The sequence below is a fragment of the Porticoccus sp. genome (assembly GCF_041592135.1).
GTDB lineage: Bacteria > Pseudomonadota > Gammaproteobacteria > Pseudomonadales > Porticoccaceae > Porticoccus.
This window is the reverse complement of the sequence record NZ_JBFHQR010000019.1, coordinates 1-21,235: the sequence shown is the minus strand read 5'-3', so window position 1 is coordinate 21,235 and position 21,235 is coordinate 1. Positions and strand designations below refer to the sequence as shown.

20 protein-coding genes are annotated in these 21,235 nt (G+C 55.8%); 8 read left to right on the top strand and 12 right to left on the bottom strand.

The window, feature by feature from the left end:
* Position 1: 1 nt before the first annotated feature.
* Positions 2–1,090 (bottom strand): substrate-binding domain-containing protein, encoded by a 1,089-nt coding sequence (locus ABY948_RS03545; RefSeq protein WP_461481143.1) that lies wholly within the window; start codon positions 1,088–1,090, stop codon positions 2–4.
* A gap of 223 nt (positions 1,091–1,313) precedes the next feature.
* Between ABY948_RS03545 and ABY948_RS03540 the strand changes: the two genes are divergently transcribed.
* From ABY948_RS03540 to ABY948_RS03530, 3 genes are read left to right on the top strand one after another with little or no spacing between them, the layout of a single operon-like run.
* The gene (locus tag ABY948_RS03540) at positions 1,314–1,871 is read left to right on the top strand and encodes a TRAP transporter small permease subunit (RefSeq protein ID WP_461481137.1); all 558 of its coding nucleotides are present in this window, start codon (positions 1,314–1,316) and stop codon (positions 1,869–1,871) included.
* On the top strand, positions 1,871–3,244 hold the full coding sequence (locus ABY948_RS03535; protein ID WP_461481136.1) for a TRAP transporter large permease: 1,374 nt from the start codon (positions 1,871–1,873) through the stop codon (positions 3,242–3,244). Before ABY948_RS03540 ends, ABY948_RS03535 begins: the two co-directional genes overlap by 1 nt.
* 40 nt (positions 3,245–3,284) lie before the next feature.
* A complete protein-coding gene (locus tag ABY948_RS03530) occupies positions 3,285–3,695 on the top strand; it encodes an acyl-CoA thioesterase (protein WP_461481135.1) in 411 nt (136 codons plus the stop codon).
* Positions 3,696–3,769: 74 nt separating this feature from the next.
* Here the strand turns inward: ABY948_RS03530 and ABY948_RS03525 are convergent, their stop codons facing one another.
* The 5 genes from ABY948_RS03525 to cysK all read right to left on the bottom strand — a co-directional run bounded on the left by ABY948_RS03525 (position 3,770) and on the right by cysK (position 7,368).
* A complete protein-coding gene (locus tag ABY948_RS03525) occupies positions 3,770–4,024 on the bottom strand; it encodes a GrxA family glutaredoxin (protein ID WP_461481134.1) in 255 nt (84 codons plus the stop codon).
* Between the two features lie 98 nt (positions 4,025–4,122).
* Positions 4,123–4,881 (bottom strand): ceramidase domain-containing protein, encoded by a 759-nt coding sequence (locus ABY948_RS03520; RefSeq protein WP_461481133.1) that lies wholly within the window; start codon positions 4,879–4,881, stop codon positions 4,123–4,125.
* A gap of 4 nt (positions 4,882–4,885) precedes the next feature.
* A complete protein-coding gene (locus ABY948_RS03515; RefSeq protein WP_461481132.1) occupies positions 4,886–5,449 on the bottom strand; it encodes a GNAT family N-acetyltransferase in 564 nt (187 codons plus the stop codon).
* Positions 5,450–6,355 (bottom strand): MBL fold metallo-hydrolase, encoded by a 906-nt coding sequence (locus ABY948_RS03510; protein ID WP_461481131.1) that lies wholly within the window; start codon positions 6,353–6,355, stop codon positions 5,450–5,452.
* Positions 6,356–6,456: 101 nt separating this feature from the next.
* On the bottom strand, positions 6,457–7,368 hold the full coding sequence (cysK, locus tag ABY948_RS03505) for a cysteine synthase A (RefSeq protein WP_461481130.1): 912 nt from the start codon (positions 7,366–7,368) through the stop codon (positions 6,457–6,459).
* 407 nt (positions 7,369–7,775) lie between these two features.
* On the opposite strand from cysK, the gene glyQ reads away from it, so the two are divergent.
* From glyQ to ABY948_RS03480, 5 genes are all read left to right on the top strand, one after another.
* Positions 7,776–8,726 carry a glycine--tRNA ligase subunit alpha gene (gene glyQ, locus ABY948_RS03500; RefSeq protein WP_461481129.1) on the top strand — a complete coding sequence of 317 codons (951 nt, stop codon included), beginning with the start codon at positions 7,776–7,778 and terminating at the stop codon, positions 8,724–8,726.
* Positions 8,723–10,816 (top strand): glycine--tRNA ligase subunit beta, encoded by a 2,094-nt coding sequence (gene glyS, locus ABY948_RS03495; protein ID WP_461481128.1) that lies wholly within the window; start codon positions 8,723–8,725, stop codon positions 10,814–10,816. The genes glyQ and glyS overlap by 4 nt, the downstream gene beginning before the upstream one ends.
* Positions 10,817–11,392, top strand: coding sequence for a D-glycero-beta-D-manno-heptose 1,7-bisphosphate 7-phosphatase (gene gmhB, locus ABY948_RS03490; protein ID WP_461481127.1), 576 nt, complete (start codon positions 10,817–10,819; stop codon positions 11,390–11,392).
* A complete protein-coding gene (locus ABY948_RS03485) occupies positions 11,385–12,110 on the top strand; it encodes a lysophospholipid acyltransferase family protein (protein ID WP_461481126.1) in 726 nt (241 codons plus the stop codon). The genes gmhB and ABY948_RS03485 overlap by 8 nt, the downstream gene beginning before the upstream one ends.
* A gap of 81 nt (positions 12,111–12,191) precedes the next feature.
* Positions 12,192–12,368 (top strand): hypothetical protein, encoded by a 177-nt coding sequence (locus ABY948_RS03480; RefSeq protein WP_461481125.1) that lies wholly within the window; start codon positions 12,192–12,194, stop codon positions 12,366–12,368.
* Positions 12,369–12,431: 63 nt separating this feature from the next.
* Here the strand turns inward: ABY948_RS03480 and gyrB are convergent, their stop codons facing one another.
* From gyrB to yidC, 6 genes are all read right to left on the bottom strand, one after another.
* On the bottom strand, positions 12,432–14,852 hold the full coding sequence (gene gyrB / locus ABY948_RS03475; RefSeq protein ID WP_461481124.1) for a DNA topoisomerase (ATP-hydrolyzing) subunit B: 2,421 nt from the start codon (positions 14,850–14,852) through the stop codon (positions 12,432–12,434).
* Between the two features lie 33 nt (positions 14,853–14,885).
* Entirely contained in the window at positions 14,886–15,998 is a 1,113-nt protein-coding gene (gene recF / locus ABY948_RS03470; RefSeq protein ID WP_461481123.1) for a DNA replication/repair protein RecF, read from the bottom strand.
* Positions 15,999–16,025: 27 nt separating this feature from the next.
* Positions 16,026–17,126, bottom strand: a complete 1,101-nt coding sequence (gene dnaN / locus ABY948_RS03465) for a DNA polymerase III subunit beta (protein ID WP_461481122.1) — start codon at positions 17,124–17,126, stop codon at positions 16,026–16,028.
* Between the two features lie 87 nt (positions 17,127–17,213).
* The gene (gene dnaA / locus ABY948_RS03460; protein ID WP_461481121.1) at positions 17,214–18,596 is read right to left on the bottom strand and encodes a chromosomal replication initiator protein DnaA; all 1,383 of its coding nucleotides are present in this window, start codon (positions 18,594–18,596) and stop codon (positions 17,214–17,216) included.
* A gap of 369 nt (positions 18,597–18,965) precedes the next feature.
* Complete coding sequence (mnmE, locus tag ABY948_RS03455; protein ID WP_461481120.1) at positions 18,966–20,372, bottom strand: tRNA uridine-5-carboxymethylaminomethyl(34) synthesis GTPase MnmE; 1,407 nt, start codon at positions 20,370–20,372, stop codon at positions 18,966–18,968.
* A gap of 1 nt (position 20,373) precedes the next feature.
* The coding region (gene yidC / locus ABY948_RS03450) for a membrane protein insertase YidC (protein ID WP_461481119.1) at positions 20,374–21,235 on the bottom strand (862 nt) is incomplete at its 5' end.

Genomic DNA, 21,235 nt, shown 5'->3' with positions numbered 1-21,235 from the left:
CTTAGTTCAGGCCTTCCGCCGCCATCGGCTTCAGGTTGACCACGTCGGCACCGGTCGCCGTGCGCAGATTGGCACCCATCGGGATCAAGCCTTTTTCCGCCAGGTAGCCATCTTCACCCCAGGCTTTCTCGGAAGTGAACTCTGCCAGGAAGCCGTCGATGCCGGGAACCACGCCGACATGGGCTTTTTTCACATAGAAGTACAGGGGACGTGAAACGCTGTAAGACTTGTCGGCAATGGTATCAAACTCGGGAGCAACACCCTCAATGATGGAGCCCTGCACCTTGTCGGCGTTCTGATCCAGGAAGGAGTAACCAAAGATGCCCATGGCATTGTGGTTGGCTTCCAGCTTCTGGATGATCAGGTTGTCGTTCTCGCCGGCTTCAATGTAGGGACCATCTTCACGAACCGCTTGGGTCACGGCCTGGAAGACCTTTTCGCCCTTGGCATTAAACGCACTGGCGGGGATGCCCAGTTTGGCCATCAGCGACTTGATCTCGGCTTCATCCTTGGCGTCCTTCAGTGCTTTCAGGTCGGCGAATTTCTTGGCACCACCTTCCATGGCCAGTTCGGCAAAGGCATCGCGGGTGCCGGAAGTGGGCGGCGGTCCCAGTACTTCGATCTTGGTGTTCGGCAGCGTCGGGTTGACCTCTTTCCAGGTTTTGTAGGGATTGTCGATCAGTTTGCCATCGGCGCCCGGAACCTTGGCGGCCAGCGCCAGGTAGAGGTCCTTGCGGGTCAGCTTCATCAGCGGACTTGCCTTGGAATTGGCGATCACAATGCCATCGTAACCAACCTGTACTTCAATAATGTCTTTTACGCCGTTTTCCTGGCACAGGTCGAATTCGGATTTTTTCATCTGGCGTGAAGCATTGGTGATATCCGGGTTCTCGGTGCCGACACCGGCGCAGAACAGCTTCATGCCGCCGCCCGTACCAGTGGACTCCACTTTCGGCGTAGGGTTGCCGGTGGATTTACCGAAGCGCTCGGCCACAACGGTGGCAAACGGGTAAACGGTTGAGGAACCGACGATGCTGATGTAGTCGCGTGAAGCGGCCAATGCGGCGGTGCTGGCCATAGACAGCGCCATGGCGGCGCCGACAATTGCAAATTTATGGGTGTTTTTCACTGTTGCCTCCAAGGCTGATCGTTAAACATCGAACGTCATGCTATTCGCCATTCGTGACAACTATATGAAGGCAATATGACAGAATTGTTACAAGCCCACTAAAGTCGTTGTTTTGCTTTTCTTCAAGTCGGCAGATCATTGCCCTTATAATGATTTGCTGTTGCGCCGAGACGACAAAAAAATCATGCCAAACCTGATTCGCACCCTGGACACCCTGGCCAGGGGTATCGACTGTTTCACCGAATGGACCGGCCGACTCATCGCCTGGTTGACGCTGCTGATGATGGTGCTGACCTGCACCGTGGTGGTGATGCGCTACTTTCTGGAAACTGGTTCCATCGCCCTGCAGGAATCGGTCACCTACCTGCACAGCCTGTTGTTTCTGCTGGGCGCCGCCTACACCCTGAAGCGCGGCGGCCATGTGCGGGTCGATATTCTCTACCAACGCTTCAGCCCTCGCACCCAGGCCCTGGTGGATACCATCGGCACCCTGTTGTTCCTGATCCCGGTGTGCCTGCTGATACTGGTGTTCTGTTGGGACTATGTCGCCAACAGCTGGGCCATTCACGAGGTTTCCAAGGAGGCCCGCGGCCTGCACTGGGTCTATCTGCTGAAGTCCCTGTTGCTGGTGATGCCACTCACCCTGTTATTGCAGGGGCTGGCCGAGTTCCTCAAAAACCTGCTGTTCTTTTTTGGCGCGGGCGGTGAACACCTGGGCGAGCAGCAGGAGGGCATGTTCTGATGGCGGACTATATCCCCCTGCTGATGTTTGCCGTGGCCTGCCTGGCTTTGATGGCGGGCTACCCCGTAGCCCTGACGCTGGCGGGCACGGCACTGTTGTTTGCCCTGGCGGGCACGGCCAGCGGTCATTTCGACCTGTCGTTCCTGCACGCCCTGCCCAATCGCCTCTACGGCACCATGGACAATACCACCCTGATCGCGGTGCCCCTGTTCGTGCTGATGGGGGTGATGCTGGAAAAATCCAAGCTGGCGGAAGACCTACTCGACAGCATGGCGCTGTTATTCGGCAGATTCAAAGGCGGGCTGGGCATTTCGGTAGTGGTAGTGGGCATGCTGCTGGCGGCCAGCACCGGTATTGTCGGCGCCACGGTGGTCACCATGGGACTGATGTCGCTGCCCACCATGCTGAAACGGGGTTACGATCCGGCACTCGCCACCGGCGCCATCTGCGCCACCGGCACCCTGGGGCAAATCATTCCCCCCTCCATCGCCCTGGTGTTATTGGGGGACATCCTCTCCAGCGCTTACCAGCAGGCCCAGTTGAGTCTGGGGATTTTCACCCCGAAAACCGTCTCCATCGGCGACCTGTTTGTGGGCGCCATCATCCCCGGCCTTTTGCTGGTGGCGCTCTATATCGGCTACCTGCTGGTGATTTCCCGCCTGAAGCCCGCTTCAGCGCCGGTTGCCGCGGCCGCTCAGGCGGGTGAACGGATCAGCGTTGCGCGGCTGTTGCGCAGTCTGCTGCCGCCGGTTGCACTGATTGTCGCCGTGCTCGGCTCCATTCTCAGCGGCGCCGCCACCCCCACAGAAGCGGCGGGGGTGGGTGCAATGGGCGCCACGCTGCTGGCATTGGCGCGCCGACAACTGACCCTGCCGCGGCTGCGGGAAGTTACCCGCGCCACCACCGAAGTCACCGCCATGGTGTTCCTGATTCTGATCGGTGCGGCGGTATTCTCCCTGGTGTTCCGCGGCTTTGGCGGTGAAGAACTGGTCGCACAGCTGTTCAACCATATCCCCGGCGGCGTGATCGGCGCCACCCTGGTGGTGATGCTGGTGATTTTCCTGCTCGGTTTTATTCTCGATTTTATCGAGATCACCTTTGTGGTGGTGCCCATTGTCGGCCCGGTATTGCTGGCCATGGGGCTCGACCCGGTGTGGCTCGGCGTGATGATCGCCATCAACCTGCAGACGTCTTTTTTGACCCCGCCGTTCGGATTCGCCCTGTTTTACCTGCGCGGTGTTGCACCTGCTTCAGTGACCACCGGCGATATCTATCGCGGTGTGGTACCTTTTATTACCATCCAACTATTGCTGATGCTGTTACTGGCCCTGTGGCCCGCCCTGGCCACCTGGTTGCCAACTGTCGTTTTCTAGCAATCTGAATAACAATAAAGACAGATAAGAGGAACAGTTTGTGAGCACCATCAACCAGCCACCGGCACCCTGTGGCGAATTAACCCTGCAAACCATCGCCATGCCGAAGGACACCAATGCCAACGGCGATATCTTCGGCGGTTGGCTAATGTCCCAAATGGATCTCGGCAGCGCCATCCTGGCACAGCGCATTGCCAGGGGAAGGGTGGCGACAGTGGCCATCAGTGAAATGTCGTTCCTGCGCCCGGTGCCGGTCGGCGCCATCGTCAGCTGCTATTGCGACATGAAACAGGTCGGACGCAGCTCCATGACCATCAATGTGGAAGTGTGGATCAATATCGAATCCACCAATGAACCGGCCAAGGTGACCGAGGGGCAATTTGTTTTTGTGGCCATCGATGACAATGGCAAGACCCGAACGGTAAAACCGGACCGTGCAGGGGGGGCGTGATCGATCGATCAGGGCAATTGAATCGCCCCACCGAGCTGACCCCGGCGGGGCTGTTGGCCGCGCACGCCCTTCCCCTAGGCAACTGACGGTATTTTTGCGGTTTCCAGGTATTTGCTGAGCTCCTGGTAACCACCGATATATTGCTCGCCGTAAAATATTTGCGGCACGGTACTCACCGGTTTGCCAATGGTTTTGGCCAGGTCTGCCGGGCTAATGCCCTCCTCATGGATGTTCACGTAGCGATAGGGCAGCCCCCTGGCTTCCATCACCGCCTTGGCCTGCCGGCAGAAGCCGCATCCGTCATGCCCAAAGATGGTAAAACGTTGCATGATGGTTCTCCTCTCTGCGTGTCATCAATGGCATTTACTCTAGGCGGCCACCTTTCATAGCTCTACTTGATTATGGCTATCTTTCCGATAGCTACGACCTATAGTTTCCGCTGACGGCGGTACAGCATATGCAACAGCAATAACAACGCGGCGGCGGCCAACAGGTGTTTCAGGGTATGGCCGCTGATCCAGCCGCTCCATTGCCAAATCTCCCGATCATAGAGTTCGCACAACTTGGCGAGCAGGTAACACACCAGCATCCACCAGATCATCCCCCGGCGGTCGAACCCCGAGGTTTCGCTCAGCATCACCAGCGGCAGCAACAACAACGGCAAAAACTGCACCAGCAGATAGGGGCGCAAATCACCACGCCCAATCTGTTCGGTGACATGCCAGTACCACACCGAGGCTATTCCCAGCAGCACTAGTGGGTAAAACAGCCTGCGCTGCCAGGCGAGCCCCAGATGTTCTGACAAAATTCCCGTCGTGAGTGACATGAACACAATGGTCATCGGCAGGCGATCCCACACCAGGCTGTCATTATTTGGCGACAGGTGAAAATACATTGAGCCGACGCCGGTGAGAAAAACACCGACAAATAATATTCGGTATATCGGTATTCCCGGCAATCTGTCTTGCACCAATTTTTTCTGCATCTCCAGAACAATGCCCAGCAAACCAATTATTAGAAAAAGGCTATTGGAAATCACATCAAAGAAATTATTAATGCCAAAAAATATGCGCGTGTCTGAGAAAATATTGTATTTTTCAGGCTGCGGGATGGGATTGATAAATGTGAAAACGCAAAAAATAATAAAAAATGAAAAACCGAAAATAATTTTGCTTTTGTATATCATTAATTCAGGTTATTTCCTTAACCATCAATATTGCGTCGCCGGCGGCGCGAATGAGGGGATGGGGTACTATTTTTTCGCGCTGTATTTCCCGGTAACCCAGCTGCTGGTAGAGTTTCATTGCCCGGATATTTTGCTCGAATACCACCAGACTGAGGGTATGAAACTTTCGCATTCTGGCTTGCTGTTCAGCCAGTTTCATCAACTCTGAGCCGATCCCCTGGCCTCGATATTCAGGCATCAGGGCTACCCCGCAGACATAAAAACTATTGTTGGCCTCGAGTTTCCTATAGGGCGCCAGCACGGGATCTTCGGCGATCTCGCCGTCACTTTTCATGGGAAACGCCACCAGCATTCCGACTATTTTTTTATCCCGCTCTGCAATAATGCAATTTTTATAACTGAAAACACTTTCTTCCTGTTCATAGCGCCGCTGGCCCACATCCAATATATTTTCGCCAGCCTCTGACAACTTACTCCAGATATAGTCAGCCACCCCATCCGAGGAAATACTGTAGAGCGCCGCGATGGTGCGACAATCTTCTTTTTTGGCCGCTCTGAATTCAAGCATTTATCGAGGCACTTCCAAGCCGCTGTAAATTATTTCCAACCATTTTTCCGACGAAAAATATCCATCACCCCATTCTGCATCCAGTGATGCTATGGGCTGCATGGCGATAACCTGTTCCAGTGATTTACCCTGCTTCTTCAACGCTGCCAGGGTCGTCAAAACCTGGCTGAGCATGTCCCGGTAATGAATTAATTCATCCCGACTGCCCACCGGACCGTGGCCGGGAATAATTTTTGTCTGTTCATCCGCCAGGGCGATGATCTGCTCCGACGCCGCCAGTATGCCGGCAAGACTGCCACCGTGCTCCACATCGATAAACGGGTAGAAACCGTTAAACCAGACATCTCCAGCGTGGATCACATTGGCTTTCTGGAAGTGCACTACGGCATCCCCATCGGTGTGCGCGTGCTCGACGTGAAAAACCCGGATCGTTTCACCATTGATGTGAAAACTGGTATCGCGGCTGAAGGTTATGACCGGCAGCCCCTCTTTGCCGAGCGCCTTGATAGCCACATTGAGAGCGGAGAGATGACCGTCGACCGATAGCAGTTTGCGAACATTGTCATGGGCCACGATCAATGTGCCGGCGGCGCCAAGATTTTCATTGCCACCGGTGTGGTCATAATGCCAGTGGGTGTTGACCAGAAAGCGCGGCGTGCCGCCCCCCAATTGCTCAATTTCCCACAGTAGTTTCTTGGTCAGGGGAGCAAACTGGTCATCCACCAAAAAAGTGCCCTCCTCGCCGACCGCCACGGCAATATTGCCGCCCTCCGCCATCAGTGCGTAGATGTGATCGCCGACAGGAATCCGTTGATAGCTGACCTCACTCCAGTGATGGTCTGCCCAGGCGGACACACCTCCTGAGATGGCGATGGTTATGAGCAACGGCTGGATCCAGTTTTTCATCGTCGCGCTTGTTCCATGGATTACCTCAAGTGTAGTTGGTTTCCCCCCTGCCAATAGCGGAAACCCCGGTCCGGCCGGGGTTTTTACGGCTATCTGTTTTCCTAGAACAGGTCCTCAATGGACAGGTAGCGCTCACCGGTATCATAGCTGAACACCAGCACCGTGCTGCCCGCCGGGATCTCTGCCAACTTCTGGTTCACCGCCGCCAGGCTGGCCCCGGAGGATATACCGACGAATATGCCCTCTTCCCGGGCGCAGCGCCGGGTCATCTCGAAGGCATCCTCTTCCGACACCAGAATGGTGCCGTCCAGCAGCTCGGTCCTGAGAACCTGGGGGACAAATCCGGCGCCGATCCCCTGGATGCGGTGCAGGCCCTTTTCTCCGCCGCTGATCACCGGAGATTTCTCCGGCTCTACCGCCAGCACCTGGATAGCGGGGAATTTTTCCTTCAGCACCTCGGCACAGCCGGTGATGTGGCCGCCGGTGCCGACGCCGGTAATCAGATAGTCGACCCCTTCGGGAAAGTCCGCGACGATTTCCTGTGCGGTGGTGTCACGGTGCACTTTGACATTGGCCGGGTTATTGAACTGCTGGGGCATCCAGGCATTGCTGTTTTCCGCCAGCAACTCGTTGGCCTTGGCAATGGTGCCACCCATGCCCAGCTCCTTGGGGGTCAGCACCAGTTCCGCACCCAGCGCCTTGAGGTAGCGGCGCCGTTCGATGGACATGGATTCCGGCATGGTGAGGACCAGCCGGTAGCCCTTGACGGCACAGACCAGCGCCAGACCGATGCCGGTATTGCCCGAGGTGGGCTCGATAATCAGGGTATCCTTGTTGATCAGGCCTTTTTCCTCAGCATCCTCCAGCATGGCGAGGCCGATGCGGTCCTTGATGCTGGCACCGGGGTTGAAGCGCTCCGCCTTCATCCACACCTGGACATCGCCGGGAAACAGTTTGCCCAGGCGGATATGGGGGGTATTGCCAATGGTTTCGAGAATATTGTTGTATTTCATGCTGCTGACCTTGGGTTGGGTTTCGTTTCGGGCTGCTTTTCGGGGTATTGCCGAATGGGATCAATAAATAGATTAGCCCCATCCTTGGCGTTCTGCCTGCCCGGTATTAGCCGGTTAACATCCTCACCGCGACCGCAGCTACTTTGCCCCATCAACCGCCCCAGACATATCCGCGTTCAGACAGAACCCGGAGCCGATCACCATAGTTCCTCTATTTTGCGCGGTTCGGCACCGGATCCGCGCGCAATCTATTGATCTGCCGGAACCATAGCAAACTCACTTTCTGAATCCTACTGCCAGCGCGGCCAGTTCTCCTTGGTGTCGCTTTTCCAGGCCAATTAAGCCCTTACTATTCAGGGGTTGCAGCCTTATAATTGCCAGCTTTGCACGCCAACAGGGGAAGCCAGGTGTCACAGGCATCAGCGGACGTTTCAACATTCCAGGGGCTTATTCTGGCCCTGCAACAATTTTGGGCGCGGCAGGGCTGCGTCATCCTGCAACCACTCGATATGGAAGTGGGTGCCGGGACTTTTCATCCAGCTACTTTTCTGCGCGCCGTGGGCCCGGAAACCTGGAACAGCGCCTACGTACAGCCCTGCCGCCGCCCCACCGACGGCCGCTACGGGGAAAACCCCAATCGCCTGCAACACTATTACCAGTTCCAGGTGGTGCTGAAACCGTCGCCGGATAATATCCAGGACCTGTATCTGGACTCGCTGCGCGAGCTGGGGATCGACACCGCCGTACACGATATCCGCTTTGTGGAAGACAACTGGGAGTCCCCCACCCTGGGCGCCTGGGGCCTCGGCTGGGAGATCTGGCTGAACGGCATGGAAGTCACCCAGTTCACCTACTTCCAGCAGGTGGGCGGCCTCGAGTGCTACCCGGTGACCGGTGAAATCACCTACGGTCTGGAGCGCATCGCCATGTACCTACAGGGCGTCGACAGCATCTACGACCTGGTGTGGACCAGGGGTCCCGAAGGGGTGGTCACCTACGGTGACGTGTTTCACCAGAACGAAGTGGAAATGTCCACCTTCAATTTTACAGAGGCCAACGTTGAATTCCTGTTCAAGAGTTTCGATGTGTATGAGCGAGAAAGCCAGCGGCTGATCGGCAAGGGCTTGCCCCTGCCCGCCTATGAAATGGTGATGAAAGCCTCCCACGCCTTTAACCTGCTGGATGCCCGCCATGCCATTTCCGTCACCGAGCGGCAGCGCTTTATCCTGCGGGTGCGCACCCTGGCCCGCGCGGTGGCCCAGGCCTACTTCGATTCCCGCCTCGCTCTCGGTTTCCCGCTCGCCCCCAAGGCCCTGGCGGCAGAAGTCACCCAACTGGCTGCGGAGGCAAAGCCATGAGCACAGATTTTTTGGTTGAAATCGGCACCGAAGAACTGCCGCCCAAAGCCCTGCTGACCCTGTCCAACGCCTTCCGCGACGAAGTGTTATCCCAGCTGAACAACCGTGAACTTTCCTTCGGCGCGGTGCACAGCTTTGCCGCGCCCCGCCGCCTAGCCCTGGTTATTGAAGGGTTGGCCGAGGAAACCCCGGCGCGTGAAATGCTCGCCTGGGGCCCGCCCGTCAATGTCGCCTTTGACCAGGATGGCCTTCCGACCCGCGCCGCCGAGGCCTTCGCCAGCAAAAATGCTATCGACATCGCCGACCTGCGCAACAAGGTGGAGAGCGACGGCAAACAGGACAAACTCTGCCACCGCGCCACCCTGGCCGGTGAATCCACCGAGTCCCTGCTCGGCCCCATGGTGGAAAAAGCGTTGGCCGCCCTGCCCATTCCCAAACGCATGCGCTGGGGTGCCCGCCGGGAGGAATTCGTGCGCCCGGTTCACTGGGTGGTGATGCTGCTGGGCCAGCAAGTGGTGAACACCAGGGTGCTCAACATCCCCGCTGGCAACCAGAGCCGCGGCCATCGTTTTCACGCCCCGGATACCATTTCCATTCTCTCCCCATCCAGCTATCGGGAACAGCTGAGGCAAGCCTATGTCATTGCCGACTTTGCCGAACGCCGTGAGCTGATCCGCGAGGGCGTCACAGCCGTCGCCAGTGCCGCCGGTGGCAACGCTGTGATCGATGACAACCTGCTCGACGAGGTGACCGCCCTGAATGAATGGCCGGTGCCGCTGGTGGGCCGCTTTGAAGAACGCTTCCTGCAGGTACCGGCGGAGGCGCTGATTTCCTCCATGAAGGAACACCAGAAGTATTTTCACGCAGTTGATCAGCACGGCGGCTTGCTGCCCCTGTTCATCACCGTTGCCAATATCGAGAGTACCGACCCCGCCCAGGTGGTGGATGGCAATGAGCGGGTTATTCGCCCCCGTCTTTCCGACGCCGCGTTCTTCTATGAAATGGATCGCAAGACCACCCTGGAGGCCCGCCGTGAACCGCTCAAGTCCATCGTTTTCCAGGCGCAACTGGGCACCCTGTTCGACAAAACCGAGCGCGTGGCCAAACTCGCCTCTGAACTGGCCGCCGCTACCGGCGCATCACCTGCCCTGGCTGCCCGGGCAGCGCAGTTGAGCAAATCCGATCTGGTCAGTGAGATGGTCGGCGAGTTCGATGATCTGCAGGGCATCATGGGGCGCTACTACGCCATCCATGACGGTGAAAATGAGGAGGTGGCTGCCGCCCTGTTTGAACAATACCTGCCCCGTTTTGCCGGTGACCAGCTTCCCGCCACTGCCACCGGCGCCACCCTGGCCATTGCCGATCGACTCGACACGCTGGTGGGTATCTTTGGCATTGGCCAACCCCCCACCGGCTCCCGGGACCCCTTTGCCCTGCGCCGTGCCAGCCTCGGTGTGCTGCGTATCCTGGTGGAAAAGAAAATTGATCTGGACCTGCACGTCGCCCTGACCCAGGCGACATCTCAGCACGGTATTTTCAGCAAGAAGACAACTTCAAAGGAAGAAACGGCTAAGCAAGTACTTACTTACATGTTGGATCGTTTCCGTGCCTGGTATGAAGATGAGCAAATTTCCGCGGAAGTATTCCAGTCTGTGGCGGCCCGCCAGCTGAGCAATCCACTGGATATTCACCTGCGGGTACAAGCCGTTCACGTCTTCAACCAACTGCCGGAAGCCCAGGCATTGGCCGCCGCCAACAAACGGGTATCGAATATTCTTGCCAAGCAGGATGGCGAGCGCCAGTCGACCGCGGTCAATAACCGGCTGCTCTCCGACCCGGCAGAACAGGAGCTCGCCGAGGCTTTGGCCGCGCTCATCAATGAAGTCAGGCCACTGTTGCTGGCCAGGGACTACACCGATGCCCTAAAAAAACTTGCCCGTCTCCGGCAACCCGTCGATCGGTTTTTTGACGACGTGATGGTAATGGTGGATGACGCAGCCCTGCGCAGTAACCGTCTGGCCCTACTCCAGCAGCTGCGTGACCTGTTCCTGCAAGTGGCGGACATTTCCCTGCTGGTACCGGCAAAGTAAATGACTCGGCTGGTGATACTCGACCGGGACGGGGTCATCAATCAGGACTCCGACGATTACGTCAAATCCCTGGCTGAGTGGATCCCCATTCCCGGTAGCATCGAGGCCATTGCCCGCCTATCCCGCGCCGGCTTCACGGTGGTGGTAGCCACCAACCAGTCCGGGATAGGCCGCGGCCTGTTTGACCTCGACGACCTCGAGGCCATGCATGCCAGACTGAATGAACTGGTGCTGGAACAGGGTGGCGAATTGTCCGGCATCTTCTATTGTCCCCACCGCCCGGAAGACGCATGCCATTGCCGCAAGCCCGCAGCGGGGCTGCTGGATGCCATTGCCGACGAGTTCCAGCTCAGCCTGCAAGGGGTACCGTTGATTGGCGACAGTCTGCGGGATCTTCAGTCTGGCCTGAGTCACCGCTGCACGCCGATTCTGGTGCGTACCGGCAAAGGCGCCAGCACTGAAACCCGGCTCCCTTCACAGCCTGAACCCGCCCTGCAACAGACGGCTGTTTTTGACGATCTTGCCCAGGCCGTTGACCACCTGCTGGCCCATGTCTCAGGAATATCCCATGAATAAGCCGACGATGATCGTGCGCTCTGCCCTGTTCTATGTGCTTTATATGCTGATAGTGTTTGTTTTTGGGCTGGGCTCCACCCTGTCAGGACCTTTTTTAAGTTACTTGAACCGCCACCGCCTGCTCACCACCGCCGGCATGCTAATCAACCGTTCCCTGAGCCTCACCTGCGGTATCAAGGTCCAGATTGATGGCCTGGAAAACATCCCCCAAACCCCCTGCGTCATACTCAGCAAGCACCAGTCCACCTGGGAAGTTTTTTTACTGCAGCGGCTGTTTATGCCCGTCAGCACCATCCTGAAACGCGAGTTACTACAAATCCCTTTCTTTGGCTGGGGGATTCGCCTTATGCACCCCATCGCCATTGATCGCAGCAACCCACGCCAAGCCATGGTCCAGGTGATGCAACAGGGCAAACAGCGCCTTGCCGAGGGCAACCGGGTGGTGATTTACCCGGAAGGCACCCGTATTCCCTATGGCGAGATAGGCCATTACGGCCGCAGCGGAGCAGCCCTGGCGATCGCAGCGGGCGTACCCATTGTTCCGGTCGCCCACAATTCGGGGCACTGCTGGCCAGCCCATCAACTGCTAAAAAAGCCCGGTAAAATACATGTGGTTATCGGCAAACCGCTGGCAACAGATAACGCCAATAGCCAGATGCTGACAGAAGAGGTGAAGACCTGGATAGAGGCGCAGCAGCTCAGGCTGTCCGAGAAATAACAGCCCGTCCGCGCCCCTCTGTGCTGGCGTTGTGAAATGCCCTCACCTAGACTAACGCAATAGCAGAGCAGGAGAGATGACATGATGTCACCTATCGATAATGGCACCTACAGCGGTCCGGAACAGCGCAAAGAACAGCGCAGGAAATCCTCGGATCGACGGGAGGATATTCGTTTTGAACCCGGCAAGGATGATCGCCGCAAAAACCGGGGGCGACGTAAAACTGATGGTGATATCTGGAAACAGCGCGAAGAATAGATCTCCTGGTTCTGCTTATAAAAAAACCGGCCAGGTGGCCGGTTTTTTATATATTTCAATAAGTTAAATATCGATATTGCTCGCCAGCAGCGCGTTGGTCTCGATAAATTGCCGGCGCGGTTCCACTTGATCACCCATCAGGGTATTGAACATCTGATCCGCAGCAATGGCATCTTCGACCGTCACCCGCAGCATCCGGCGCGACTCCGGATTCATGGTGGTTTCCCACAATTGCTCCGGATTCATCTCACCCAGCCCCTTGTAGCGCTGGATGTTGTAACCGCGGCGCGATTCGTTCATCAGCCAACTGATGACCTCGCTAAAATTACTGACCGGCCTACTTCTCTCACCGCGCTGTACGTACGCACCCTCTTCGATCAATCCCTGCAACTGTTTTCCCAGTGACAGAATTGCCGCATATTCACCAGAAGCAAAAAAATCCTGGCTGATCCGATAGTTACTGGGGACACCGTGCGCGGTAATTTCCACCGCGGGCAGGAACACGTGACGCTCCGGGTTTTCTTCCACCCGGACAGCATAACGATTGCCGCCGGCAATATTATCCAGTTCCAGACTATCGCAAAGAGCCGCACACCAGGCTTCCACTTCCGCGCGAACAGCCAGTGAAGCGGTTTCCAGGGCAGGCATATAGACCAGTTTCTGTAGCACCCCTTCAGGGTAAACCCGGGACATGCGCTCGATAATACTCATCACCCTGCGGTAATCCGCTACCAGGGTTTCCAGCGCTGGCCCACCGATTGGCGGCGCATCGGCACTGACATGCAAACTGGCATTATCCAGTGCCGATTGCGTCAAAAACTCGGTAAGTGCTTGATCATCCTTGAGATATTGCTCCTGTTTTCCCTTGCTGATCTTGTACAGAGGCGGCTGGGCAATATAGATATGGCCCCGCTCCACCAGCTCCCGCATTTGCCGAAAGAAGAAGGTCAGCAACAAAGTGCGAATGTGTGAACCGTCGACATCCGCATCCGTCATAATCAGGATGGTGTGGTAGCGAAGTTTTTCCGGATTGAATTCCTCCGTGCCAATGCCGCAACCCAATGCGGTAATCAGCGTACCGACTTCGACGCTGGAGAGCATCTTGTCAAAGCGAGCCTTTTCCACATTCAGAATCTTACCCTTCAGCGGCAGAATGGCCTGGGTGCGGCGGTCGCGACCCTGTTTGGCCGACCCGCCTGCCGAATCACCCTCCACCAGATACAATTCTGACAGTGCCGGGTCTTTTTCCTGGCAGTCCGCCAGCTTGCCCGGCAGACCCGCGATATCCAGGGCACCCTTGCGTCGGGTCATTTCCCGGGCCTTGCGGGCTGCCTCCCGTGCCCGTGCCGCTTCAACCATCTTGATCACGACACTTTTCGCTTCCTGGGGATTTTCCAACAGATAATCGGAAAACTTATTACCCATCTCCTGTTCGACCGCTGTTTTTACTTCGGAACTGACCAGTTTATCCTTGGTCTGAGAGGAAAACTTGGGATCGGGGACCTTGACGGAAATGATGGCCGTCAACCCTTCACGGGCGTCATCACCGGTAGTATTCACCTTGGCATTTTTGCCAATGCCCTCTTTCTCAATGTAGGTGTTGAGACTGCGGGTCAGTGCGGCACGGAAACCGGCCAGGTGTGTACCGCCATCCCGCTGGGGAATATTGTTGGTGTAGCAGAATATATTTTCCTGAAAGCTGTCATTCCACTGCAGCGCCACTTCCACACCAATCCCGTCTTCACGCTGCGTATTGAAATGCATTACCTGGTTGATGGTGCTCTTATTGGTGTTCAAGTATTCAACAAAGGCTCTCAATCCGCCTTCATACTCGAAGACATCCTCTTTGCCGCTGCGCTCGTCCAACAGAACAATTCGTACCCCGGAGTTGAGGAAAGACAGTTCCCGCAGTCGCTTGGCGAGAATTTCATAGTGAAACTTTATATTGGTAAAGGTTTCCGGTGACGGAATAAAGTGTATCTCTGTACCGGTCTTGTCCTGGGCCTCACCCACGATCTTGAGTGGTTCCTGGGGAACACCATGGCGATACAACTGCTCAAATACCTTGCTACCGCGGCGGATTGTCAAGCGCAGCTCTTTGGATAGGGCATTCACTACCGAAACACCTACCCCGTGAAGTCCACCGGACACTTTGTAGGTGTTGTCGTCGAACTTACCCCCGGCATGCAGCACCGTCATGATCACTTCCGCTGCCGACACACCCTCTTCGTGCAGTTCGGTAGGGATACCGCGACCATTGTCGGTAACAGATACTGATTCATCCGGGTGGATGACGACTCGAATTTCCGTGCAGTGACCAGCCAGCGATTCGTCGATGGAATTATCGACGATTTCAAAGACCATATGGTGCAGCCCCGTACCATCGTCGGTATCACCGATGTACATGCCGGGCCGCTTCCTCACCGCATCAAGCCCTTTCAGTACCTTGATGCTGGAGGAATCATAATTGTGTTCTTCACTCATAGCTGCGAGTCCTGTGACGACGTTGCCAGCCGGCTATTCACGGTTATCCGGCCCTTCTTCATATATCTGCCCATGTTCCACATGGAACACTCTCATTCTTGCAATATCCTGGTCTGTCCACAGCCCCTGCAGTGATTCTCTGTCCACGCCGGTAATGAGTGCCTGCGCGCCCATATCGTGCAACAACCTGGCCACCACCTTCTTGTGTGCCAAGTCCAACTCAGCGGCCAGATCATCGATGAGGTAAATGCTGTGTCGGCCTGTTTTCCGGTGAAACAAAAACCCCTGGGCCAGCTGCATCGCTATGGCCAGTATTTTTAACTGCCCCCGGGACAGGACTTCTGCGGCATTGTGCCGGTCAAAACGAATTCTCAAATCTGCCCGATGTGGGCCGTGATGTGTCGTTCTAAACTGCTGATCCCGGCGACGATCAGCTTGCAGAACAGTTGCCAGTTTCTTTTCGTCATCCCAGCCTGGATAGAGGGAAAAATCGACCCTAGCCAGCGGGGGAGACAATTCATTCAGCACCTGTTGAATCATTGGTAACAGCAGTAATAGATAGCTGCTGCGCGCTGCCGTTATAGCATTTGCGGCCAATTCAAACTCGCGATCCCAGGTGCTCAAAACAGCATCGTCTATTCTATCATGTCGCAATAATGAATTCCGTTGTTTCAGAACGCGCTGAAAACGCTGGATCACCTGCTGATGGGAATGTTCCACATGGAACACACCCCAGTCTATGAAGCGTCGACGGTGTTGGGGGGAGCCCTCCAGAAGGTTGAAGCTCTCCTGGTTAATCAGCAGAAGTGGTAGGGCATCAGCGAGTGCAGAAGCCGTCGTAACCGCCTGTCCGGCTAGCTTGAAGACGCCACCGCCCGGTCGATAGCGGGTGACGCCGATCGGTGTGGAGGCACCCTGGTGCTGTATCAAACCAAAAACCGTACATTGGTCATGCTCCCCGTGGATCACAGCCTGGTGCAGGCGGGTGCGAAATGAGCGCGCGCGACCGAGCAAAAATACGGCTTCCAGCAGGCTCGTTTTACCACTGCCATTGCTGCCGTGGAAAAGATTAATACCGGGGTTGAGTGCCAGCTGGACAGACTTGAGATTTCTCAAGCCATATACGTCCAGCTTTATCAGGGGCATAGAGAAAGGGGTGCTGTCTGCAGGTAATTAGAGACGCATGGGCATGACGACATAAACAGCACTCTCATCAGCGGGATCCTGCATCAGGGCACTGCTATTGGCATCGGACAAAATAAAACGGACGTCCTGGCCGCGCAGGACATTCAGTACATCAATGATGTAGCTGACATTGAAACCCACTTCCAGCTCGCCCGCATTGTAATTAACAACCACCTCTTCCCGGGCTTCTTCCTGCTCGGGATTGTTGGCCGTCATGGTCAACAATCCGTCGCCGAGTTGAAGGCGTACACCGCGATACTTTTCATTGGACAAAATCGAGGTGCGGCTGAAGGCGTGGCGAAGTTCCTCGCGGTTGCTCACCAGCTGCTTATCACCACCCTTTGGCAGCACGCGCTCGTAGTCCGGGTAGGCACCATCCACCAGCTTGGACGTGAAGCGGAATTCCGGTGTGGTGACACGAATATGGTTATTGCCGAGAACAACCGCCACATCTTCTTCACCACCCAGCAAACGGGACAATTCAATGACGGCCTTGCGCGGTACAATGGCCTGGCTCACTGCATCTTGCAGCATCGGCAGAGAAGCATCCTTCATCGCCAATCGATGGCCATCTGTAGAGACGGCACGCACCCGACCATCACCTACCTCCAGCAACATACCATTGAGGTAATAGCGAACATCCTGCTGCGCCATGGCAAACGCTGTACTGTCGAGCAGTTGCTTGAACGCCGACTGCTCAATGCTGAATTCACAATTTCCCGGGCCGCCGTCGACACTGGGGAATTCATTGGCCGGCAAGGTCGATAACGTGAAGCGGCTGCGGCCACTGGTAACCAGCATGCGGCCACCGTCTTCTGCCAGTGTCAATGCAGACCCCTCCGGCAGTGATCGGCAAATATCCATCAGCTTTCTTGCGGGAACGGTGATCTCCCCCTCATCAGAAAACTTCTCCAACGAGAGCTGCCCAATGATTTCAACCTCCAGATCTGTTCCGGTGAGCGCCAGGCGTCCATCCCGCAGGCTGATCAGAACATTGGAGAGGATCGGCAATGTTTGACGGCGTTCGACAACACCCACTACCAGTTGAAGCGGTTTTAAAAAATCTTCTCGCGATACGCTGAACTTCATTCGTTATTCTTCCCAACAAAAGATAACCAAGAAAAGTGGTTTATTATGATCGATTTCAGTGCAGATGGCAGGAGTAAATGTAACTTATCAGGTAGTTAGTGTTCTTAACAGCTGTTTCATATCGTCGCTGATTTCCCTGCTCGTTTCCTGGAGTTCCTTCACTTTTCTGCATGCGTGCAACACTGTGGTGTGATCCCTGCCGCCAAATGCCTCACCAATCTCGGGGAGGCTGTGACCCGTCAATTCTTTTGCCAGCGCCATGGCAACCTGCCTGGGTCTGGCCACAGATCGGCTGCGCCTTTTTGACAGCAGTTCAGAGAGTTTGATCTTGTAATATTCTGATACCACGCGCTGGATATTATCGATGGTAACCAGTTTGTCCTGCAACGCCAGCAGGTCGCGCAGTGACTCCCTGATCAAGTCGATGTCGATGCTCCTTCCGGTAAAGTGAGCACTTGCTATCACCCTCTTCAGCGCGCCCTCAAGCTCTCTGACATTTGAGCGCAACCGCTGGGCAATAAAGAAAGCGGAATCCGTCGGCAGTTCCACCTTGGCCTGCATGGCCTTCTTGATCAGAATGGCGACACGGGTTTCCAGCTCGGGCGGCTCGACCGCTACGGTGAGACCCCAACCAAAGCGCGACTTCAGTCGCTCCTCCAAGCCATCAATCTCCCTGGGGTAGCGATCGCAGGTGAGGATCATCTGCTGACCACCCTCGAGCAGCGCATTAAAGGTATGGAAAAACTCCTCCTGGGAGCGCTCCTTGCCGGCAAAAAACTGAATATCGTCAATCAGCAGTGCATCGACGGATCGATAGAAGCGCTTGAAATCGTTGATGGCATTGAGTTGCAGCGCCTTGACCATGTCCGCCACAAAGCGCTCTGAGTGAAGATAGATAATTTTTGCATTCGGCTTCTGCTTTCGCAGCGCATTACCCACGGCATGCATCAGGTGGGTTTTACCCAGACCCACCCCGCCATAAATAAACAGCGGGTTGTAGGAACTGCCGGGATTTTCGGCCACCTGCTTTGACGCCGCTAGTGCCAGCTGATTAGATTTTCCCTCTACAAAGGAGGCAAACGTAAAGGTTTCGTTGATATTGCTCTGGTGGTTGAGGCCACCCTCAACCCCGGAATTTCGGCTATCCGGTATCACCTGGATACGCGTGGTGCTCTCCGCGGCGGGAGAATCGATCAGGCTGGGGGTCGCCGCTATTCTGGTCTTGGGGCTGGAGGTCGCGCCCGACTCCACCGTGACCGAACAGCGTTCACCGCTGACCTGCTGGAAAATCTCAACTATGCGATCGAGAAATTTGTCTGAAACCCAGTCCTTAACAAACCGATTGGGTGCCAGGAGATTGATACTTTTCGGTAGGCCACCCCGCCCTTCTGATTCCGAGGCGGCCAGTGTAAGAGGCCTTATCCAGGTGTTGAATTGCTGTGTTGGTAATTCCTCCTGGAGGCAACCCAAGCATTTTTCCCATAAAACCTGAGCCAAGCTAATCCCCTTGTTGGTAAATGCAGTCCATCTGTCGCCTACTACCGCGATCTTTTTTGTTGGGATAAGTCTATCGGGAAAAATGCCTGTTATCCACACCTTTTGTATTGTTCGCTGACCCAACGAAAACGTTTTTATTCTTGTAAATCAGTAAATTAAAAAAGATCAAGCGTTATTTGTTATACACAAAACAAAATCTATTTTTGATCATTTTTTCACCAATTGCTGTGGATAACCTGTTAGCAACAGGTGAACTACAAGGGGATTAGCTGTCAAGAACAGCACTAAGGTGCTGTTCTCATAGGAAAGTTGTGGTTTCCGTGACTGACCCCTGAAAACAGGTCACTTGCCGATACAGAAGCTGCTAAAGATTCGGCCCAGCAAATCATCCGGGGAAAACGCGCCGGTGATCTCACCCAGCGCCTGCTGTGCCAGGCGCAGATCTTCCGCTAACAGTTCCCCGGCCCCGGCGTCACAGAGTTGCGCCCGCCCCGATGCCAAATGGGCCTCTGCCCGGTTCAGTGCGTCGAGATGCCGACGCCTGGCAATAAAGGCACCGTTTCCACTGCCACAGTAGCCCATACAGGATTTCAGGTGGCTGCTCAGCGCCTCCAGGCCCATGCCCTCCCGCGCCGACAGCGCAATGACCGGATGTCCACTCTGTTCCGTCAGGCCCGGAGGCAGGCCGGACAGATCCGCCTTGTTGAGAACAAAGGTGATGTTGCGCTGTTCCGGGTAGCGGGCAAAATACTCCGGCCAGTTCTCCACCGGACTCAGGGAAAAATCACTGCTGCTGTCGATAACAAATAACACCCGGTCGGCCTTTTCGATCTCCAGCCAGGCGCGGCGTATACCTTCCCGCTCCACCAGGTCGCCGGTGTCGCGCAAGCCCGCTGTATCGATCACATGTAACGGCATGCCGTCGAGATTGATCTCCTCCCTGAGCACGTCGCGGGTGGTGCCGGCAATTTCCGTGACGATCGCGCTATCTCGCCCGGACAGGGCGTTGAGTAAACTGGACTTGCCCGCGTTCGGTTTTCCGGCGATCACCACCATCATCCCTTCGCGCAACAAACTGCCCTGTTGCGCCTGCGAAAGGACTTCTTGCAACTGATTTTGTATATCTGTTAGCTGCTGGGCAACCCGGCCATCGTTGAGAAAATCGATTTCCTCCTCCGGGAAATCGATCGCCGCTTCGACAAAAATACGCAGCTGGGTGAGGGACTCCACCAGCAGATGAATCCGCTGGGAAAAAACACCCTGTAAAGAGCGCACCGCACTGCGTGCAGCCTGGACAGAAGAGGCATCAATCAGGTCGGCCACAGCCTCGGCCTGGGCCAAATCGAGCTTGTCATTGAGAAAGGCCCGCCGGGTAAACTCACCCGGTTCCGCCAGGCGTGCCCCCAGCGCCAGGGCGCGATTGACCAGTAGGTCCAGGATAACCGGACCGCCGTGGCCCTGCAGTTCGAGCACATCCTCGCCGGTGAAGGAGTGAGGGCCTTGAAAATAGATGGCCAACCCCTGGTCTATTGCCCGACCATCGCCATCATGAAAATCGGTGAAGGTTGCGCGCCTTGGTTGCAGTGGTTTGCCAATAAAACCCGAGACGATGTCGTCCAGCCGCTTGCCGGAAACACGCACAATGCCCACTCCGCCCCGCCCTGGGGCGGTGGCAACCGCTACGATCGTATCCTGGTCCAAAATGGCGATTCTCCCGGCATCAAAAAAGGCTCCCGCAGGAGCCTTCATGCTATTTTTTTCCGGTGCCCTGTTCAATCTGCCGGGTAATCACCCACTGCTGGGCAATGGAGAGCAGGTTGTTGACGGTCCAGTACAACACCAGCCCCGCCGGGAAGAACATAAAGAAGAAGGTGAACGCGATGGGCATCATCTGCATGATCTTCGCCTGTGTCGGGTCCGGCGGTGTCGGATTCAAGCGTTGCTGGAAGAACATGCTGGCACCCATCAGCAGGGGCAAGATGAAGAAGGGATCCTTCACTGACAGATCGTTGATCCAGAGAATCCAGGGCGCATGCCGCAGTTCAACACTTTCGAACAGCACCCAATACAGTGAAATGAATACCGGCATCTGCACCAGAATCGGCAGACAGCCACCCATCGGATTGACCTTTTCCCGCTTGTAAAGATTCATAGTCTCCTGGGATAACTTCTGGCGGTCGTCACCATAGAGGTCCTTCAGTCGCGCCATTTCCGGTTGCAGCTTGCGCATATTGGCCATGGAGCGGTAGCTGGTAGCGGACAGCTTGAAAAAAGCCAGCTTGATCATGATGGTGAGCAGGATGATCGACCATCCCCAGTTTCCGATCAGGCCATGGATATGGTTCAGTACCCAGAAAATCGGTTTGGCGATCCACCACAGCCATCCGTAATCCACGGTCAGATCCAGGTAGGGAGAGATCTCCTCCAGTCGATATTGATCCTTGGGGCCTGCATAAAAAGAGGCTTTCAGCTCACCTGTGGTACCTGGGGCAACGGTAACCTGGGGTGAAGTGAATCCCAGCGCATACAGATCCTGATTGCCCAGCTTGCGCAGGTTGTAGTGGTTTTCAGTACTCTGATCCGGCACCCAGGCACTGATGAAATAGTGCTGT

Coding starts and splice junctions, on each gene's coding strand:
- ABY948_RS03510 (WP_461481131.1), bottom strand. CDS start 6,355: ATGAAAAACTGGATCCAGCCGTTGCTCATAACCATCGCCATCTCAGGA.
- ABY948_RS03545 (WP_461481143.1), bottom strand. CDS start 1,090: ATGGCGCTGTCTATGGCCAGCACCGCCGCATTGGCCGCTTCACGCGAC.
- gyrB (WP_461481124.1), bottom strand. CDS start 14,852: ATGAGTGAAGAACACAATTATGATTCCTCCAGCATCAAGGTACTGAAA.
- ABY948_RS03540 (WP_461481137.1), top strand. CDS start 1,314: ATGCCAAACCTGATTCGCACCCTGGACACCCTGGCCAGGGGTATCGAC.
- ABY948_RS03485 (WP_461481126.1), top strand. CDS start 11,385: ATGAATAAGCCGACGATGATCGTGCGCTCTGCCCTGTTCTATGTGCTT.
- ABY948_RS03525 (WP_461481134.1), bottom strand. CDS start 4,024: ATGCAACGTTTTACCATCTTTGGGCATGACGGATGCGGCTTCTGCCGG.
- ABY948_RS03480 (WP_461481125.1), top strand. CDS start 12,192: ATGATGTCACCTATCGATAATGGCACCTACAGCGGTCCGGAACAGCGC.
- ABY948_RS03535 (WP_461481136.1), top strand. CDS start 1,871: ATGGCGGACTATATCCCCCTGCTGATGTTTGCCGTGGCCTGCCTGGCT.
- cysK (WP_461481130.1), bottom strand. CDS start 7,368: ATGAAATACAACAATATTCTCGAAACCATTGGCAATACCCCCCATATC.
- recF (WP_461481123.1), bottom strand. CDS start 15,998: ATGCCCCTGATAAAGCTGGACGTATATGGCTTGAGAAATCTCAAGTCT.
- ABY948_RS03520 (WP_461481133.1), bottom strand. CDS start 4,881: ATGATATACAAAAGCAAAATTATTTTCGGTTTTTCATTTTTTATTATT.
- ABY948_RS03515 (WP_461481132.1), bottom strand. CDS start 5,449: ATGCTTGAATTCAGAGCGGCCAAAAAAGAAGATTGTCGCACCATCGCG.
- glyS (WP_461481128.1), top strand. CDS start 8,723: ATGAGCACAGATTTTTTGGTTGAAATCGGCACCGAAGAACTGCCGCCC.
- dnaN (WP_461481122.1), bottom strand. CDS start 17,126: ATGAAGTTCAGCGTATCGCGAGAAGATTTTTTAAAACCGCTTCAACTG.
- gmhB (WP_461481127.1), top strand. CDS start 10,817: ATGACTCGGCTGGTGATACTCGACCGGGACGGGGTCATCAATCAGGAC.
- mnmE (WP_461481120.1), bottom strand. CDS start 20,372: ATGAAGGCTCCTGCGGGAGCCTTTTTTGATGCCGGGAGAATCGCCATT.